The following is an 18920-nucleotide window of genomic DNA, read 5'->3' as shown; positions in this document are numbered from 1 at the left end:
AACAGGGGGTTTTCAATTGATCAAACTCTACGTTGCAGCTTATTTGCTGACAGCATTTATCATGCTGGTGTGTGGAGTGTACATTGCTACAAAACACACTATAAAGCAAAATAAACTTAATATCTCAATAATGCAGCTTCTGGCTGTGGGAATTTTTGCTTGCCTTTCTTACAGTCATGCTATATCTGTGCGCACGGAAACGGCATCTGAATTTGGTTATGCCTTTTATTTCATAGGCATCGACTGGATACTGATAACGTTTTTGTTCTATGCCCGACAATATACAAGAATCTGGATAGATCAGTATGCATCAGCGTTGATTACGGCTACTATAGCAGCACTTGATTCCATCAGTCTCTTTTTTAACTACAAATGGCATCATGCTTTTTATCTTGTGAAGAAGGAGTTTGATGGAGAGTGGTTCTATGCCTTCCAAATCAATGATTACTACGTAGTGCATTTGGTATTCTGCTATATCCTTGTGGCCATGATTATTATGATTTTCATTCAGAAATCATATCTGACCAGCGGCTTTCACAGGAACAGATACCTTTCTATTCTGGTAATCTTTGTGGGCATCATATTGTTGGATATTGTTTATCTCTTCTTTGATTACCCAGTAGATATTTCCATTTGCCTGTATTCGGTGGCATCGATTTTCGTAAGCTACTACACGCTTTTGTATAATCCAAAAACCTTCGTGGAATACATGCTCAGTACCATTACTGAAAGAATGGAATGCGCGCTGGTATCCTTCGATGAGAACGACAACTGCATCTATTCTAATCAGCAGGCCAACAGAATGTTTTCACCAGGTGGAGACAATAAGCTTATCGAGGACAGATTCAAGAGATGGAGAGAGGGAAGAGAAACTAATTCCATTTCAAATACCAATTGGAGTGCCATTTACAATTTTAATGGAGAGGAGTATCGCTTCGATATTCACTTCAATAAGATTTACGATAAGAGAGGTTTTTACTGCGGATGTTACTTCTCCTTCTATGATGTTACTGGAGATTTCCTTGCATATGAGGAGGAGAAATATCGTTCTACTCACGATGCCTTGACAGGTGCTCTTAACAGAGAAAGCTTCTATGAGGAAGCCAGAAATATCCTGGATGAGAATCCTGAGATAGATTATGTAATGGTTTGTTGCGATATAAAGGGCTTCAAGCTTATCAATGATGTGTTTGGTGTAGATAAGGGCGATGAGCTTCTTGTCCGCTGTGCAGATACGATTCGAGAAAAAATTGCGGGAGGTGCTACCTTCGCTCGACTTGAAGCAGACCGTTTTGCTATTTTGGTACCAAAGAATCGATACAGTGAAGAGATATTTATGACTGGGATGAATCAGGTTAGTCATTCCCTTGATAATTCACAGTATCGCATGGTTATTCTGGCAGGTGTATATGACATCTTTGACAGAGATGCTCCAATCGTTTCAATGTGTGATGGTGCATTCCTTGCCATTGAATCAATTAAGGATAGCTTTAAAAACAGCATTGCCTACTATGGCGACATGCTTCGCCGTGAGTACATGACTGAGCAGAAAATATTGGCTGAGTTTGAGACAGCCCTTCAGACAGGGCAGTTTGCCATGTTCTTACAGCCGGTGGTTACTGTTGATGGAAGAATCACAATGGCAGAAGCACTGGTTCGCTGGATTCATCCTGACAGAGGAATTATTGCTCCAGCGTCCTTCATTCCACTGTTGGAGAAGACCGGATATATCTACAAGCTTGACCAGTACATTTGGGAGCAGGCGGCCAAGAGACTGGCTTACTGGACTACACTGGGACATGAGGAGTTGTCTATTTCGGTTAATATCTCGGTTAAGGATTTCTATTACATGGATATATACGAAACCTTGGTTTCAATTGTGGAGAAGTATCACATTGAGCCATCACGTCTGAAGCTTGAGATTACAGAGACGATATTCATGACAGAGAAGGAACGCCAGATAGATATTATGGCATCCCTTAAGGAATACGGTTTCCTTATAGAAATTGATGATTTTGGAAGCGGATATTCTTCTTTGAATATGTTGAAGGAGGTTCCGGCAGATATTCTTAAGATGGATATGGCTTTCCTTGCTATGGATAAAAATATTACAAGAGGTCGCAAGATTGTAAATACTATCATCACCCTTGCAAAGGCTCTTGGAATGATGGTTACTATAGAGGGCGTGGAGAATGAGGATCAGATGAATTATCTTAAAGGTACAGGAGCTGATTATCTCCAGGGCTACTACTTTAATAAGCCACTTCCGGTAAAGAAATTCGAAGAACTATATCTTTAAAATTTTTTTGAAAAATTTGGTGCAGGTCCATCTCATCTAAGGGGTGGACTTGCTTTTTATTTTGTATTAGAATAATAGGGCTTAACTAGATTTTTATAATAAGAAAAGGAGAAAAAAATGGCACAGGAAAAAAAGCTGGTAGAAGCGATTACCTCTATGTCAGAGGATTTCGCTCAGTGGTATACCGATGTAGTTGTTAAGGCTGATTTGATTGCATATTCATCAGTAAAGGGATGCATGATTATCAAGCCCGATGGGTATGCTATTTGGGAAAACATCCAGCACGAGTTAGATAGAAGATTCAAGGAGACAGGCGTACAGAACGTTTACATGCCTATGTTCATCCCGGAGAGTCTTCTTCAGGTTGAGAAGGACCATGTAGAGGGATTTGCACCAGAAGTAGCTTGGGTTACACACGGTGGTCTTAACCCGCTTCAGGAACGTCTTTGCGTTCGTCCTACTTCAGAGACTCTTTTCTGTGATTTCTATAAGGATATTATTCACTCTCACAGAGATTTACCAAAGGTTTACAATCAGTGGTGCTCAGTAGTTCGTTGGGAGAAGGAGACACGTCCATTCCTTCGTTCTAGAGAGTTCTTATGGCAGGAGGGCCACACAGCTCACGCTACAGCAGAGGAGGCAGAGGAGCGTACAGTTCAGATGCTTAATCTTTACGCAGACTTCTGCGAGGAAGTTCTCGCTATGCCTGTAGTTCGCGGACAGAAGACTGAGAAGGAGAAGTTCGCAGGAGCAGAGGCTACATATACAATCGAGGCACTTATGCACGATGGAAAGGCTTTACAGTCTGGTACTTCACACAACTTTGGCCAGAACTTCTCAAAGCCATTTGGTATTCAGTACTCAGATAAGAATAATCAGCTTCAGTATGTACATCAGACATCTTGGGGTATGACAACACGTCTTATCGGTGCTATCATTATGGTACATGGTGATGATTCAGGACTTGTTCTTCCACCACGTATCGCACCTACACAGGTTATCGTTATTCCTATTCGGCAGAAGAAGGAAGGGGTACTTGAGAAGGCAGCAGAGGTTACAGAGCGCCTTGGCAAGACTATGCGTGCTAAGCTTGATGATTCAGATAAGTCACCAGGTTGGAAGTTCAACGAGGCAGAGATGCGTGGTATCCCTGTTCGTGTAGAGCTCGGACCAAAGGATATCGAGGCAGGTAAGTGTGTACTTGTTCGTCGTGATACACGCGAGAAGATTGAGTGCCCACTTGATCAGGTAGAGGCAAAGGTTGCAGAGCTTCTTGAGACAATCCAGAAGGATATGTTTGAGAGAGCAAAGGCTCACCGCGACAGCCACATCTGGGATGCTCACAACTATGCAGAGTTTACAGAGATTGCAAATAACAAGCCAGGTTTCATTCGTGCTATGTGGTGCGAGGATGAAGCTTGTGAGAACAAGATTAAAGAAGATTTAGCTGTTACTTCACGTTGTATGCCATTCAATGATCAGGAGCATATTTCTGATGTATGTGCATGCTGCGGCAAGCCAGCTAAGAAATTAGTATATTGGGGTAAAGCTTATTAATATGAATTTACCAGCAGACGTTCAAAACATAATAAATGTATTAGAATCTAACGGACACGAAGCCTATGCAGTAGGCGGCTGTGTCCGTGACTGCATTCTAGGGAAAAATCCTCACGATTGGGACATTACCACATCGGCCTTGCCAGAACAGGTGAAGGCTTTGTTTGAGCGCACTTTTGATACAGGCATTGAGCATGGCACGGTTACTGTTTTGATGCATGGCATTGGCTACGAGGTTACTACTTACCGTGTAGATGGTAAGTACGAGGATGGTCGTCATCCTAAGGAGGTTACCTTCACAGCTTCTCTTGAGGAGGATTTGAAGCGCCGCGATTTCACCATCAACGCCATGGCATATAACGATACAAATGGTCTAGTGGATTTGTTTGGTGGAAAAGCAGATTTGGAGGCTGGCATCATAAGGGCTGTTGGTAATCCGATCGAGCGCTTTACAGAGGATGCCCTTCGTATGTTGCGTGCTCTTCGCTTCTCAGCCCAGCTTGGTTTTGAAATTGAGCAGGACACTTATGAGGCAATCAAGACTCTTGCGCCTACCCTGGAAAAAATCAGCGCAGAGCGTATTCAGGTGGAGATGGTAAAGCTGGTTACTTCTGCTCACCCAGAACGTATCAGGGATGTATATGCTACAGGTCTTACAAAGATATTCTTCCCAGAGTTCGATGCCATGATGGAATGCGACCAGGTAAACAAGCATCATATGTACTCAGTAGGAGAGCATACTATTGTGTCTATGGGACTTGCTCCAGAGGACAAGGTTATTCGCCTTACAATGATGCTTCATGATGTTGCTAAGCCAGTTTGCAAGACTACAGATGAAAATGGTCAGAATCATTTCAAGACCCATCCTGTAAAGGGTGCTGATATGGCTCGTACAGTATTGCGTCGCCTGAAATTTGATAATGACACTACTGATAAGGTATGCAATCTTGTAAAGAATCATGATGACAGACCGGAGATTAATCACCGCAATGTTCGTCGAATGATTATTCGCGTGGGACAGGAGAATTTCCAGGACCTATTGGCGGTTAAAAGAGCAGATACACTGGCTCAGAGCGCATATCATCGTAAAGAGAAGCTTGAATATATAGATGAGCTTGAAAGAGTTTTTAATGAGGTGGTTGCAGCAGGCGATTGCCTTCGAATCAAGGATTTGCAGATAAATGGCAAGGATTTAATTGCCATGGGAGTTCCACAGGGACAAAGAATAGGAGAGGTATTATCCACTATTTTTGACTCGGTTGTGGAAAATCCTGAATTGAATCAGAGGGAAACTCTGTTAAATATGGCTAAAAGTATGATAAAATAATCCCATGAGAGGGATTTTTACGAAAAAATGGTCTAATTTAATAGTATTATCAGTTATTTGTGCAGGGGCATTGCTGGGATGTGGATATCGTAACAATGCCACTGTTACTAACTATACTGGTTCGGCTCTTCAGAATGGTAATGAGACTGAAGAGGTGGAGGACCAGCAGGAGCAGGCTGAGGCTGAGAACCCGGAGCTTTACATAGTTGAAAGTCTGGATATGACAGATGAGACTATAGCCCTTTATTCTATCGAATCTGACCAGCAGCTACGCTACAATTACAACATGACCACGAAATTCTTAAATCAATATGGCAGTACAGACACCTGGGCCGAGTTTACTACCGGTTCCGTAGTTTCTATAGGTGATTTTCTGCCGTCTTCAGGAGCACTAAGTCTGGTGCAGAAATCAGCAGATGTATGGATGTATGAGGATATTAAAAAATATAATATCGATATGTCCCACAATTTAATAGCTATCGATGGTAAGAATTATAAGCTTACAGAGAAGACCAAAGCATATTCTGACAGTGAAAAGATTCTTATAGAGAATATAGGTAAGGATGATGCAATAACTGTCATAGGAAAGGACAAGGAGGTAATATCTATTGCTATCACTACTGGGCATGGATATCTCAGCCTTGTAAATACAGCTGTTTTTGATGGTAGTCTAATTTTTATAGGAAATAAGATTGTTTCAATGGTAAATGGAAATGAGACAATTGAGGTGCCTGAAGGCACTTATCTGGTGACTGTGGCCAATAACGGCTGGGGCGGTTCTCAGGAAATAACAGTTAATCGTGGCGAAAATATCATGGTGGATTTGGATTCCATGAAAGGAGACGGTCCATCCTACTGTCTGATGACGTTCCTGGTGACGGTACCAGAAACCTATGTATATATAGATGGAAAGATTGTGGACACAAACGAGCCTCAATATGTACAATACGGCACCCACAAGTTGGTGGTAAAATGCTCTGGCTATAAAGCCTGGAAAAAGACCCTTGTAGTTAATTCAGAATCTGCTGAGATTACCTTGGCAATGGAGGCTGAAAATGATAGTGGAGTTACCTCTTCGGAGTCAACAAGTGAGGCTTCTGAACAGGCTGAAGAAATAATTGACGAAACTGTTTCAAACGGCCATGAAGAGGAGACTGCAGGCAGCGCAATTAAGGATGATTATGACTACGAAGTTGACTATTTATCAACGATTTCCGACCTTATAAGCAACTTAATGAACTAGATTGTGTGAAAAAGTTGTGAACTTCCTAGAAAATCAAGGGTTTGTAAATGGTAATTATAGTTAAAAATCACGTTAGAAATTTGTAATATTTCATAAAACCCTTATAAAATCGGGATTTTTTGGGGTTTTTGTGTTGACACTGTTATATAAAACAATTATAAAGGATATTGTAGTTATTAAGGATTTTGGTCCTAAAATAAAAATAACAATTCTCGAGGAGGAATAAGTAATGAACAAGACAGAATTAGTAGCAGCTATCGCTAGCAAGGCTAACATTTCAAAGAAGGATGCTGAGGCTTCTGTAAAGGCTTTCACAGAGGTTGTAGCTGAAGAGCTTAAGAAGGGGGAGAAGATTCAGCTTGTTGGCTTCGGTACATTCGAAGTTTCTAAGAGAGCAGCTCGTACAGGTAGAAATCCACAGACAGGCGCTGAGATGAAGATTCCTGCATCTAAGGCTCCTAAGTTTAAGGCTGGTAAGGCTCTTAAGGATTCTATCAACTAATAACTTTTAGAATCGACTAGGGTTCGGCAATGCCGAACCCTTTTTTTAAGCCTACGCTAGTTACGGCTACAAGCCTACTAGCTTATGTTGAGATAAGAGGTACGCTATGAGACTAGATAAGTATTTAAAAGTAAGTAGATTGATAAAACGTAGAACTGTTGCTAATGAAGCTTGTGACAGCGGTCGTGTACAAATTAATGGAAAAATTGCGAAAGCTTCCACCGACGTTAAAGTTGGTGATATAATAGAAATAGCATTTGGTAATAAAAATGTGAAAGTTGAGGTCCTTGATATTCAGGACACTACAAAGAAGGATGCAGCTGCAGATCTCTTTAAATATTTATAATTATGGCAAAGAAAAAAAGAAAACAGGTTAGAAGACGAAAGAAAACCTCCACAGGTAGAATATATGTAGCGGTTATTATGCTTTTCATGATAGGCGTAATGACTGTCCAGATTGTGCGCCTCTACGATAAGAATGAGGAGCTCAAGAAGAAGGAGGAGACTTTACAGACTCAGCTTGATGCAGCAGAAGAAAAGAGTAAGCAGTTAAAAGAACAGGAAGAATACGTCGGTAGTGACGAATACATAGAAAATGAGGCTTCACAGAAGCTTGGATTGACACATGACAATTGGATCATTTTTAGACAAAAAGAAGATTAGAGAATATATTCAAAAAAATAATATGTTAAACAAAGGCGACAGGGTGGTCTTGGGTTTATCCGGAGGACCTGATTCTGTATGCCTTTTTTTTGTGCTCCTTGCATTGAAAGAGGAGTATGGTCTTGATATTCATGCCCTTCATGTAAATCACTGCATAAGGGAAGGGGATGCTGATGAAGATCAGGCATATGTGGAGAGTCTTTGCAGGGACTTTGAGGTGCCGTTAAAGGTCGTTAGAGTGGATATTCCTGCAATGGTGGCAGAATCAGGCAGGTCTACTGAAGAAGAGGCCAGAATGGCACGATATGAGGCCTTTGAGGCCTACGCAAAGGAACTGGAAGGTGATAGTGATGAGGAGACAGTAAAGATTGCGATAGCCCACAATGCGGACGATAACGCAGAGACGGTTCTTTTCCATATGGCAAGAGGTACAGGCTTGGATGGAATGTGTGGAATAGCCCCAACCAGAGGAAGAATTATACGTCCTTTATTGGAGATTCCCAAGGCAGAAATATTGGAATTTATTCAGGATAATGAGATTGCCTATTGCGTGGATGAAACCAATTCAGAGGTCTGCTATGACAGGAACAGGATAAGACACAATATTTTACCAGAACTTTCAGAAATAAATCCTAAGGCACTAGAGCATATTACCGATATGACTAACAGATTGATGGAAGTTGCAGATTATATCTCACTTGAGGCGAAAGGGCTTTTGGCTATTGCCAAGGATGAGGGAGATAAGCTGAGAAAGCGAGCTTTTATCACTGCTCCACGAGTTATCGCCAGTCAGGCCTTAAAAGAGTATCTTAGTGGTTTTATGCCAAATCAGAAGGATGTAAGTGCAGTTCATATTGAAAGTATTTTAGGGCTCCTACAGGAGGAGGGAGAGCGACAGGTACAGCTTCCATATAAGAAGACTCTCATCATTTCCTACGAGCATTTATATGTGATTGACGAGGAGGAAGATGATGAGCCAAAAGGTACCATTTCCTACCGTGAATTCGACCTTGAGCCGGGTATGAAATACCCTACGTCAACCTATACTAAATGGTTTGATTGTGATAAAATATCGGATAATGTTGTAATAAGAACCCGAGCTGAAGGGGATTATCTTACTATCGATTCCGCTGGAAATCATAAGTCTATTCAGGACTATTTTGTGGATGAAAAAATACCTAAGCATATGAGGGACAAAATCATTCTTGTGTGTGATGGTAGCCATGTAATGTGGGTAGTAGGTTATCGAATCAGCGAATATTATAAAATCTCTAATAATACCACTCGTGTATTAGAGGTAGTTTACGGAGGAATTGGAAATGAGTGAGAACATCAGAGTCCTTTTACCAGAGGATGAATTAGCAGCACGTATTGCTGAGCTTGGAGCACAGATTAGTAAGGATTATGAGGGTGAGACAGTATTTTTAGTTTGCATCCTTAAGGGAGCTTCATTCTTCGCATGTGAGCTTGCTAAGAGAATTACAGTGCCAGTTATTATCGATTTTATGGCTACATCAAGCTATGATGGTGGCACAGTATCTTCTGGAGTAGTTAAGATTAAGAAGGACCTTGATTTAGATCCAACAGGTCAGAATGTAATCATTGTTGAGGATATTATTGATAGTGGTAATACACTTAACTACCTCGGTCAGCTTTTCAAGGACCGTGGCGCAAAGTCAGTTCGTATGGTTACAATGCTTGATAAGCCTGACCGCAGAGAAGTTGATGTTCATGTTGACTATACAGGCTTTACAATTCCAGATCAGTTTGTTGTTGGCTACGGTCTTGATTATGACCAGAAATATCGTAACCTTCCATACATCGGTATTGTTGAGCTAGACTAGGAGGACACTTTGAAGAAAAACAGAGCTTCAGGAATGATTATCTACGCCCTATTTGTTGTGGTTGTGTTAGGTATTCTTTACAGCAGCATGGGCAACAAGACTACTACCTATTCTATGGCGGAGTTTAAAGGTGCAATGAAAAGGGAACAGGTCAAATCTGTTAGTATTACACAGAATGAGGAAGTTCCTACAGGTGCGGCTACCATAAAGCTCACCACAGGCGATACAGTCACACTGTATGTGTCTGATGTAAATGATTTTCAGGATATGCTCACTGAGGCAGATATTGCTTACAATCTCAGTGATATTCCTCATGATAGTTGGCTTTCTGAGCTTTTACCTATGCTCATTGTTCTTGGTGCAGTATTCATTCTCTTTATGATTATGATGAATGCGCAGGGGGCAGGTGGCGGTGGTGCCAATGCCAGAATGATGAACTTCGGCAAGAGCCGTGCCAAGATGTCTACAAAAGAGGACATCCACACACGTTTCAATGACGTTGCAGGTCTTAAAGAAGAAAAGGAAGAGGTTGAGGAGCTTGTTGATTTCCTCAAGGATCCTAAGAAATATACAAAGCTTGGAGCACGTATCCCTAAGGGAGTTATTCTTGTAGGCCCTCCAGGTACAGGTAAGACACTTCTTGCCAAAGCTATTGCTGGTGAGGCAGGAGTACCTTTCTTCTCAATTTCTGGTTCGGACTTTGTGGAGATGTTCGTCGGTGTAGGTGCATCACGTGTGCGTGACCTTTTTGCAGAGGCAAAGCAGAATGCGCCATGTATTGTTTTTATCGATGAGATTGATGCTGTTGCCAGACGCCGTGGTACAGGTATGGGCGGCGGTCATGATGAGCGTGAGCAGACACTGAATCAGCTTCTTGTAGAGATGGATGGTTTTGGTGTAAACGAAGGCATCATTGTTATGGCAGCCACAAACCGTGTAGATATTTTGGATCACGCTATCATGCGTCCAGGACGTTTTGATAGAAAGGTATTTGTTGGACGTCCAGATGTGCAGGGACGCGAAGAAATACTTAAAGTACATGCTAGTAATAAGAGTTTGGGCGATGACGTTGATCTTAAACAGATTGCTCAGACTACAGTTGGCTTCACAGGCGCAGATTTGGAGAATCTTCTTAATGAAGCAGCCATTCTTGCAGCAGGTGAGGACAGACAATACATCACAAATGATGATATTAAGAAGTCATTTGTAAAGGTTGGTATTGGTAAGGAAAAGAAGAGCCGTGTGGTTTCTGATAAGGAAAAGAAGATTACAGCCTACCACGAGAGTGGACATGCGATTTTATTCCATGTGCTTCCTGATGTAGGTCCTGTATATTCTGTTTCTATCATTCCTACAGGTGCCAGCGCAGCAGGCTACACTATGCCTATCAATGAAAATGATGAAATGTTCAATACAAAGGGCAAAATGCTTCAGGATATTGTGGTTTCATTAGGTGGTAGAGTTGCTGAAGAGCTTATTTTTGATGATGTTACCACAGGTGCATCTCAGGATATTAAGCAGGCTACTCAGGCAGCCAGAAACATGGTTACCAAGTTTGGTTTCTCTAAGAATATTGGTATGGTTCATTATGGTGATGACGAGGAAGAAGTCTTCATCGGAAGAGATTTGGCTCATACTAAGGGATTCTCAGATGCAACAGCTAAGGCCATCGATGATGAGGTTAAGATGATCATCGATGAATGTTATGAAAAAGCTGTGAAACTTTTGAAAGAGTATGAACCTATCTTACACAAATGTGCTAATCTATTATTAGAGAAAGAAAAGATTAGTCGATCAGAATTCGAAGCTTTATTTGGGGATGAAGTGAAGGATGAAAATACCGAAGAAAGCCTCGAGGGAGTCGCTGTAGAAGGTATTAACTGGGATAATTAGTGCAATATGCACAAAAAATATTGAGGGGTTTTGGTATGTTTGTGCACACTTGAGTGTTGCACCGCCATATAATAAACATCGTAAAAACCCCCCAATACATTATATAATTTTTACTAACCCCATAGTAAAAATACCTTCTCCTAAAAAGACAGCGATCGTTGCTGTCTTTTTTACTATCTAAAAATATTCTTAGTCAGCTAGGGGGATTCACATGAATATCCACGCAATATACTCAGATGGAACAGCTGAATATAGATACCCTATGGAACCAGATGAGAATTCTCTGGTGACTATTAGTATTAGAGTTTATCATCAGGAAGATGTAGATGTTTTTTTGATGTCTAAAACTGACAATCTCAGTCAGCGCATGCACCTGGACAGAACTCGTGGTGAATTTGATTTTTATTCTTGCACAGTACAACTGGGCGAAAAGGAATTTAGATATTATTTTGAGCTCGTAGTGGGCCTTGATCATTATTACTATGACCGTGTAGGTCTGTGGAGAGATTACAGGGAGCACTATGAGTTTTCTATTATGCCAGGCTTTTCCACACCAGCCTGGTCTAAAGGTGCGGTTATGTACCAAATCCTGGTGGATAGATTCTGCAATGGAAATCCTGACAATGATGTGGTAACAAACGAATATCATTATGTTGGTGCGCCAGTTGAGGGAGTAAAGGACTGGAATTCTATGCCAGCAAATCTTGATATAGGTAGATTCTACGGTGGAGATTTAGAGGGAGTCCGTCAGAAGCTGCATTACCTGAAGAGTCTTGGCGTGGAGGTAATCTATTTCAATCCGCTGTTTGTATCTCCTTCTAATCATAAATACGATACTTCGGATTACGATTATATTGATCCTCATTTTACTGTAATTAAAAAGGATGGCGGAGAATGCCTTGATCCAGGGGACTATGACAATACCCATGCCACAAAGTACAAGCTCCGTGTTACCAATAAGGAGAATCTGGAGGCCAGCAATCAGTTTTTTGCTGACTTTGTTAATGAGGCGCACCAGAAAGGTATCCGTGTAATCATAGATGGTGTATTTAACCACTGTGGTTCCTTCAACAAGTGGCTGAATCGAGAGAAGATTTATTCTAAGGCGGAGGGCTATGCGCCAGGTGCTTATGAAAGTAAGGATAGTCCTTATAACAGCTTCTTTAAGTTCTATGAGGACAGTTGGCCAGATAATAAGAGCCATGACGGTTGGTGGAGCCATGATACGCTTCCTAAGCTCAATTACGAGGATTCGCCAAAGCTATATGAATATATACTAAATATAGGCAAAAAATGGGTTAGCGAGCCATATAACTGTGATGGCTGGCGCCTTGATGTTGCTGCTGATTTGGGACATTCCGAGGAGTTTAATCACAAATTTTGGCGTGATTTTAGAGATGCGGTAAAGAGTGCCAATCCAAATGCCATTATTTTGGCAGAGCATTACGGAAATCCTTCTGCCTGGCTTGCAGGTGACCAGTGGGATACTATTATGAATTACGATGCTTTTATGGAGCCTCTTACCTATTTCCTTACAGGTATGGAGAAGCATTCTGATGAGTTCCAGCCTAGTGCCTTGGGTGATGGTGACCGTTTCAAGAATACTATGCTTCATTTTATGGCGAGACTTAAAACACCATCCCTGTACTGTGCCATGAATCAGCTTTCAAATCACGATCATTCACGCTTCCTAACACGTACTAATCATACTGTGGGAAGAATTGCTACAAAGGGCACGAAGGCTGCTGAAGATGGTGTAAGCATTCCTGTGATGAAGCTTGCAGAGATGATTCAGTTCACATGGCCTGGAGCACCTACACTTTATTATGGCGATGAGGCAGGTGTATGTGGATTTACTGACCCGGATAGCCGTCGTACTTATCCATGGGGTAATGCAAATTATGATTTGATAGATTATACCCGAGATATAATTATGATTCATAAGCAGAGCCACGCTATTAAGGAAGGATCCTTTAGATTTTTGAATTGTGGGCAGGGATTTATCAGCTATGGAAGATTTACCAGCAATGAACAAATTGTTGTTTTAATTAATTCCAATGGCCATGATATCGACGTAGATGTGCCTGTTTGGATAGCTGGTGTGCCACTTAATTGTCAACTTGAGAGATTGATTTTGAGTAATGAGGTTGGGTATTCCATCATGCCGACCGATATAACTGTTGAGGGAGGAAATCTCCATGTTACACTTGGACCAAATTCGGGCATAGTGTACAAAAGAATTTAAAAATACTTGACCAATGTACTAATTTACAACGCCGAAGTTACCATAGTATAATTAGGAAAACCAAAAAATTTGGTAATTAAAGCGGGAGAAAAATTATGGCGAAGAATCTCACATGTCAGGACAAGATCGACATGCAGGAACTTGAGAAGCGACATAAAGAGTTAGAAAAAGCATGGAACGATTTATTAAAAGAAAAGAGGGAAGTCGAGGCTAGGATACATACCCTCGAGCAGCAGGAAAAGCAGTTTGAGATGAAATGGGAAATGCTCATTAGAGAGACTCAACAGCTTGCTGATGATAAACAACAGTTTGAGCGCAAGAAAAAGTTTTATGACCACGTTCAGGCTAACGCACAGGAGGAGTATGCTGTCGCTACATCTGACAACATAGTCCATGGCGAAATGTTCTTCTCTGGCGTATCCACTCAGAAAGCACTTAAAAAGCGTTACAAGGATCTTATTAAGATTTATCATCCAGATGGAGACGCAGGTGATACAGCTACAGTTGCTGAAATCAACAGAGAGTACGAGGACCTTAAGTCTCAGATGAATTAAATATTGCAGACATATCATCAGGTAATGGAGCAACAAACTCCATTACCTTTTTTGTTATCGGATGAGTAAAAGCAATCTTATGAGAGTGCAGTGCCTGCCTCTCCATATACTCAAAATCTGGATTGTACAAGTGGTCACCAATCAATGGATGACCAAGATATTTAAAGTGAACACGAATCTGATGGGTGCGGCCTGTCTCAAGATGAATTGAGATGAGGCTGTGCCCATTTTTTTCGTCCATAACTTTGTAGTGGGTGACAGCTCTTTCACCATTTTCGAAATCCACCTGTCTTGTGATGATTGAGTCGCTAACACGTCCAATAGGAGCATCTATAGTGCCTTCCTGCTCATCTAGTGTGCCACGAACGATGGCATAGTATTCCCTGTGAAACTCTCTGTTCTTTACCATTGTGGAAAGAATGTTGGCACTAACAAGATGCTTGGAAATAACCGTTAGCCCAGAAGTGTTCTTATCTAATCTATTAGCACATCTGAATATAAATGGTTTGCCCTGCTGCTCATAGTAATATGCAAGTCCATTTGCTAAAGAATCCTCGTAGTGATTTAGGCTTGGATGAATTGAAAGCCCTGCTGGCTTGTTAATTACTATGATATCTTCATCTTCATAAACAATATCTAAAGGCATTTCTACAGGAGGAATCTTCTCAGAAGAATCTTCCTCAGTGATATTTACAATCAGAATCTCTCCAGTGTGAAGCTTACGATTCATATGTACCCATTCGCTATCAATAACCACGTTGTTTGGCATTTTTTTAATAGCGGTGATGTTGGCAGATGAATAGCCGTTGGCTTTAAGGAATTTATCTATTTGAAATCCATCATATTCAGTTGAGATTGTGTATGTTAATGTTCGATTCATACTCATCATTAAACAGCAAAAGAGCCGAACGGTCAACGTCGGCTCTTTTTCGAAGGAGAATAAATTAATATATATGAAGAAAATGAAAAGAAACTATTTCATTGTAGCAACGACATTTACTGTCTTCTTGCTACCATCGAATGGAATGATGTTTCCTTCGATTTCCTTACCATCAACAAGTAAGCTTGCTACACCCTTCTGTACCTTGTTAGGGTTCTTGATTTCGATGTTGTATGTAACACCGCGGTAAACACGAGTTACATTGAAATCACCAAATTCAGCTGGAGTACAAGGATTTACTGAAAGTCCCTCAAGTGTTGGATAAATACCTAAGATGTACTGAGAGATATTTGTAAATGTCCAAGCTGCTGTACCTGTAAGCCAGCTGTTCTTAGCTTCACCATGGAACTTTGCGTCAGCACCAGCAACCATCTGTGAGTAAACATATGGCTCAGTTCTATGAATCTCAGAAATGTCCTCGATGTATGAAGGACAAGTCTTCTTGTAAACTTCAAATGCTCTGTCGCCGCGACCAATGCAAGTCTCAGCGATAGAAATCCAAGGATTGTTGTGGCAGAAGATACCAGCATTCTCCTTGTATCCTGGTGGATATGATGTGATTTCACCAAGCTCGAGATGATATCTTGTGTAAGCAGGCTGAAGAATCATAACACCATATTTTGTATCAAGCTTCTCTTTAACTGAATCAAGGGCCTTCTTAGCGTTGCCATCTTCAACACCAACACCAGCCATTACGCACATACCCTGTGGCTCGATGTAAATCTGTCCCTCGTCACATTCCTTAGAACCAACCTTGTGGCTGTAAGCATCATAAGCACGTACGAACCACTCGCCGTCCCAGCCATCCTTCTCGATAGCTGCAATCATCTTATCAACCTCTGCAAGAACTCTTGCTTCCTCAGCTGTATCACCCATGAGCTTAGCAAGTGCTGCGTACTCACGACCATACTTAACAAACATACCAGCGATGAATACTGACTCAGCAACTGGTCCTTCAGAAGGTCCGAAGCACTGGAAGCTTTCGCCTGGATGCTCAGAGAAGCAGTTAAGGTTCAAACAGTCGTTCCAGTCAGCACGACCGATAAGTGGAAGGTCATGTGGACCCTTGTGGTTTACGATGTAATCAAATGAACGCTGTAAGTGCTCCATAAGTGTAGTTGCAACTGACATATCGTTGTCATATGGAACCATCTCCTTAAGGATTGAAGTATCACCTGTTTCACGGATGTAAGCTGATGTACCAGCGATGAGCCAAAGTGGATCATCATTGAAGCCTGAACCGATATCAGAGTTACCCTTCTTTGTAAGTGGCTGATACTGGTGGTAAGCTGAACCATCCTGGAACTGTGTAGATGCGATATCAATAATACGTTCTCTTGCACGGTCTGGAATAAGGTGAACGAATCCGAGAAGATCCTGACAAGAATCTCTGAATCCCATTCCACGTCCGATACCTGTCTCATAGTAAGAAGCAGAACGTGACATGTTAAATGTAACCATACACTGATACTGGTTCCAGATGTTAACCATACGGTTTACATGCTCGTCCTTAGACTCGATATGGAATTTGCTGAGAAGGTCATTCCAGTAAGCATTAAGTGCTGCGAAAGCCTTATCAAAATCTTCTGTTGTCTGGTACTTAGAAAGAAGAGCAGTTGCTTTCTTCTTATTGATAACGCCTGGCTTCTCCCACTTGTCATCTTCAGCGTTCTCTACATAACCAAGTGCAAATACAAATGTCTTTGACTCGCCTGGATTTAAGCTAACGTTGAGCTGGTGTGAAGCGATTGGATACCAACCAGAAGCGATTGTGTTATGAAGTTTTCCTTCGATAACAGCTGCTGGCTTATCAGGACCATTGTAAGCGCCTCTAAATTCATCACGGCTTGTCTCGAAACCATCAATCTTAGCGTTTACAGAGTAAACAGCATAGTGATTACGACGCTCTCTGTACTCAGTCTTGTGATAGATTGTAGAATCGATTACCTCAACCTCACCGATTGAAAGGTTACGCTGATAGTTCTTCATATCATCATCGGCGTTCCAGAGGCACCACTCTACATATGAGAAAAGAGTAATATCTTTCTTTGAGTTTCCTTTATTTGTAAGAGTAACCTTAGTAAGCTCTACAGGATCATCGAAAGGAACAAAAGTAACAAGTGCTGCTTCGATATCATTTTTTACACCTGTGAACTTGCTGTAGCCAATGCCATGGCGGCACTCATAAGAGTCAAGTTCAGTCTTTGTTGGCTGCCAACCTGGATTCCAGATTGTATCGCCATCTTTAATATAGAAATACTTACCATTTGTATCTGGTGTAGTATCGTTGTAACGATATCTGGTCATGCGAAGAAGCTTTGCATCTTTATAGAAGGTATAACCTCCGCAAGTATTTGATAATAATGTAAAGAAATCCTTGCAGCCCAGATAGTTAATCCATGGCAAAGGAGTCTTTGGAGTTGTGATGACATATTCCTTATTAGCATCATCGAAAAATCCGTATTTCATGTTTTCCTCCCTTTTTAAAGTGATCATATTTATGGTATTTCGAAGTACGGCCTGCATTAAATTTAAGAAAACGATTAAGTAACTGAGAGCCTATGCATTAGCCGTTTTCGAAATAATAGACCCGTAAACGTTTAAGTAAATAAACCAAGGTACTCCACAAAAAGAATAACATAAACAAGGTAAAAAGCAATTACTCTATTGAATTTTTGTGCAAAATGCACTAAACTGTAATAGAAAAATCTAACGAAAATCCAAATTTTCGAAAAAGACTTGTGTATCTACTTAAATCGAGCTATATTTAAGTTAGCGAAAACGATTAAGGGAGAAATCAAAATATAGAGCTGGGAGAGAGTAATGGTTTCATTGAAAGATATTGCATCGGAATGTGGTGTATCAATAGCTACTGTTAGTAAGGCTTTGAATGACCATAGTGATATAGGTGCAGAAACAAAGACCAGAATTCGAAAGGCTGCTAAAGATATGGGATACGTTCCAAATGCGGCAGCGAAATCTATGAAAACAAATCGCACCCATAATATAGGAGTTTTATTTATGGATGATGCGAACAGCGGGTTGACACACGATTTCTTTGCAGGAGTTCTGGAGAGTTTTAAGAGGGAAGTAGAACGAGAAGGGTACGATATAACATTTATATCGAATGATAGAAGCAGGCCGGGCAGGGCAACCTACCTTGAGCATGCAAGGTACAGAAGATTTGATGGTGTTATTATAGCAAATGTTCATTTTGATGACCCAGAGGTAGTTGAGCTGGTAAAGAGCAACATTCCGGTGGTAACAATTGATCATATCTATAATGAAACAACAACAATTCTTTCTGACAACGTTGGCGGAATGTCCGATCTGGTTGATTTTGCAGTACAAAACGGACATAACAGAATAGCATACATACATGGTGCTGAATCCGCTACCACCAATTTGAGATTGGTTACTTTTAATAGGAAGTTAGAAGAATACGGGATTGAAGTTCCTGAGGAATACATCAAAGAATCTCCTTATAGAGATACTCATGGTGCATACGAAAGGACCTTGGAGCTTTTAAAGCTTCGCACAAGACCGACCTGTATCTTTTACCCAGACGATTATGCTACATACGGCGGCATGAGAGCTATAGCAGAAAGGGGCCTTAAGATTCCTGATGACATTTCGGTGGTAGGATTCGATGGAATTAAGGTCGCAAGACACATTAGACCACGTCTTACAACTTACAGACAGAACACCGAGGAGCTTGGGACTCTGGCAGCAAAGAGTCTGGTTGCATTAATTGAAAAGCCTAAGACAACATTGATTCAGCAAATCACAGTCAAGGGCTGGTTACTTGAGGGTGACACTCTCAAGAAACTCAATTAGGCATTTAGTTGAGCCA

15 protein-coding genes are annotated in these 18920 nt (G+C 41.1%); 13 read left to right on the top strand and 2 right to left on the bottom strand.

Annotated features, from left to right (window positions below; all coding sequences use genetic code 11):
* The first annotated feature begins 16 nt into the window (after nucleotides 1-16).
* The 12 genes from BLP54_RS06670 to BLP54_RS06615 all read left to right on the top strand — a co-directional run bounded on the left by BLP54_RS06670 (nucleotide 17) and on the right by BLP54_RS06615 (nucleotide 14127).
* Nucleotides 17-2299: a GGDEF and EAL domain-containing protein gene (locus BLP54_RS06670; RefSeq protein WP_090167961.1), complete on the top strand. Its 2283-nt coding sequence runs from the start codon at nucleotides 17-19 to the stop codon at nucleotides 2297-2299.
* A gap of 117 nt (nucleotides 2300-2416) precedes the next feature.
* Nucleotides 2417-3856 carry a proline--tRNA ligase gene (proS, locus tag BLP54_RS06665; protein WP_090167959.1) on the top strand — a complete coding sequence of 480 codons (1440 nt, stop codon included), beginning with the start codon at nucleotides 2417-2419 and terminating at the stop codon, nucleotides 3854-3856.
* Nucleotides 3852-5183: a CCA tRNA nucleotidyltransferase gene (locus BLP54_RS06660; RefSeq protein WP_090167958.1), complete on the top strand. Its 1332-nt coding sequence runs from the start codon at nucleotides 3852-3854 to the stop codon at nucleotides 5181-5183. Before proS ends, BLP54_RS06660 begins: the two co-directional genes overlap by 5 nt.
* Before the next feature lie 4 nt (nucleotides 5184-5187).
* Nucleotides 5188-6426: a hypothetical protein gene (locus BLP54_RS06655; RefSeq protein ID WP_143002003.1), complete on the top strand. Its 1239-nt coding sequence runs from the start codon at nucleotides 5188-5190 to the stop codon at nucleotides 6424-6426.
* A gap of 229 nt (nucleotides 6427-6655) precedes the next feature.
* Entirely contained in the window at nucleotides 6656-6928 is a 273-nt protein-coding gene (locus tag BLP54_RS06650) for an HU family DNA-binding protein (protein WP_015548570.1), read from the top strand.
* A 106-nt stretch (nucleotides 6929-7034) separates the two neighbouring features.
* A complete protein-coding gene (locus BLP54_RS06645; protein WP_015548569.1) occupies nucleotides 7035-7274 on the top strand; it encodes an RNA-binding S4 domain-containing protein in 240 nt (79 codons plus the stop codon).
* 2 nt (nucleotides 7275-7276) lie between these two features.
* On the top strand, nucleotides 7277-7591 hold the full coding sequence (locus tag BLP54_RS06640) for a septum formation initiator family protein (protein WP_090167954.1): 315 nt from the start codon (nucleotides 7277-7279) through the stop codon (nucleotides 7589-7591).
* Entirely contained in the window at nucleotides 7554-8918 is a 1365-nt protein-coding gene (gene tilS, locus BLP54_RS06635; protein WP_090167952.1) for a tRNA lysidine(34) synthetase TilS, read from the top strand. Before BLP54_RS06640 ends, tilS begins: the two co-directional genes overlap by 38 nt.
* Complete coding sequence (hpt, locus tag BLP54_RS06630) at nucleotides 8911-9435, top strand: hypoxanthine phosphoribosyltransferase (protein WP_028247590.1); 525 nt, start codon at nucleotides 8911-8913, stop codon at nucleotides 9433-9435. The genes tilS and hpt overlap by 8 nt, the downstream gene beginning before the upstream one ends.
* Nucleotides 9436-9468: 33 nt before the next feature.
* The gene (gene ftsH, locus BLP54_RS06625) at nucleotides 9469-11328 is read left to right on the top strand and encodes an ATP-dependent zinc metalloprotease FtsH (RefSeq protein ID WP_242870652.1); all 1860 of its coding nucleotides are present in this window, start codon (nucleotides 9469-9471) and stop codon (nucleotides 11326-11328) included.
* A 211-nt stretch (nucleotides 11329-11539) separates the two neighbouring features.
* On the top strand, nucleotides 11540-13573 hold the full coding sequence (locus BLP54_RS06620) for a glycoside hydrolase family 13 protein (RefSeq protein ID WP_090167949.1): 2034 nt from the start codon (nucleotides 11540-11542) through the stop codon (nucleotides 13571-13573).
* A 95-nt stretch (nucleotides 13574-13668) separates the two neighbouring features.
* The gene (locus BLP54_RS06615) at nucleotides 13669-14127 is read left to right on the top strand and encodes a J domain-containing protein (RefSeq protein ID WP_090167947.1); all 459 of its coding nucleotides are present in this window, start codon (nucleotides 13669-13671) and stop codon (nucleotides 14125-14127) included.
* On the opposite strand, the gene BLP54_RS06610 is transcribed toward BLP54_RS06615, so the two are convergent.
* Nucleotides 14108-15007 (bottom strand): RluA family pseudouridine synthase, encoded by a 900-nt coding sequence (locus BLP54_RS06610; protein ID WP_090168063.1) that lies wholly within the window; start codon nucleotides 15005-15007, stop codon nucleotides 14108-14110. The two genes, BLP54_RS06615 and BLP54_RS06610, sit on opposite strands and share 20 nt — an antisense overlap.
* A gap of 93 nt (nucleotides 15008-15100) precedes the next feature.
* Nucleotides 15101-17536 carry a glycoside hydrolase family 94 protein gene (locus BLP54_RS06605; protein ID WP_090167946.1) on the bottom strand — a complete coding sequence of 812 codons (2436 nt, stop codon included), beginning with the start codon at nucleotides 17534-17536 and terminating at the stop codon, nucleotides 15101-15103.
* Between the two features lie 354 nt (nucleotides 17537-17890).
* Between BLP54_RS06605 and BLP54_RS06600 the strand changes: the two genes are divergently transcribed.
* Entirely contained in the window at nucleotides 17891-18904 is a 1014-nt protein-coding gene (locus tag BLP54_RS06600) for a LacI family DNA-binding transcriptional regulator (RefSeq protein ID WP_090167945.1), read from the top strand.
* Nucleotides 18905-18920: the final 16 nt, after the last annotated feature.

Origin of the sequence: Pseudobutyrivibrio sp. 49, assembly GCF_900100545.1 — a bacterium.
Lineage (GTDB): Bacteria > Bacillota > Clostridia > Lachnospirales > Lachnospiraceae > Pseudobutyrivibrio.
Note: the sequence above shows the minus strand (reverse complement) of the source record. Positions and strands in the feature narration are given on the sequence as shown.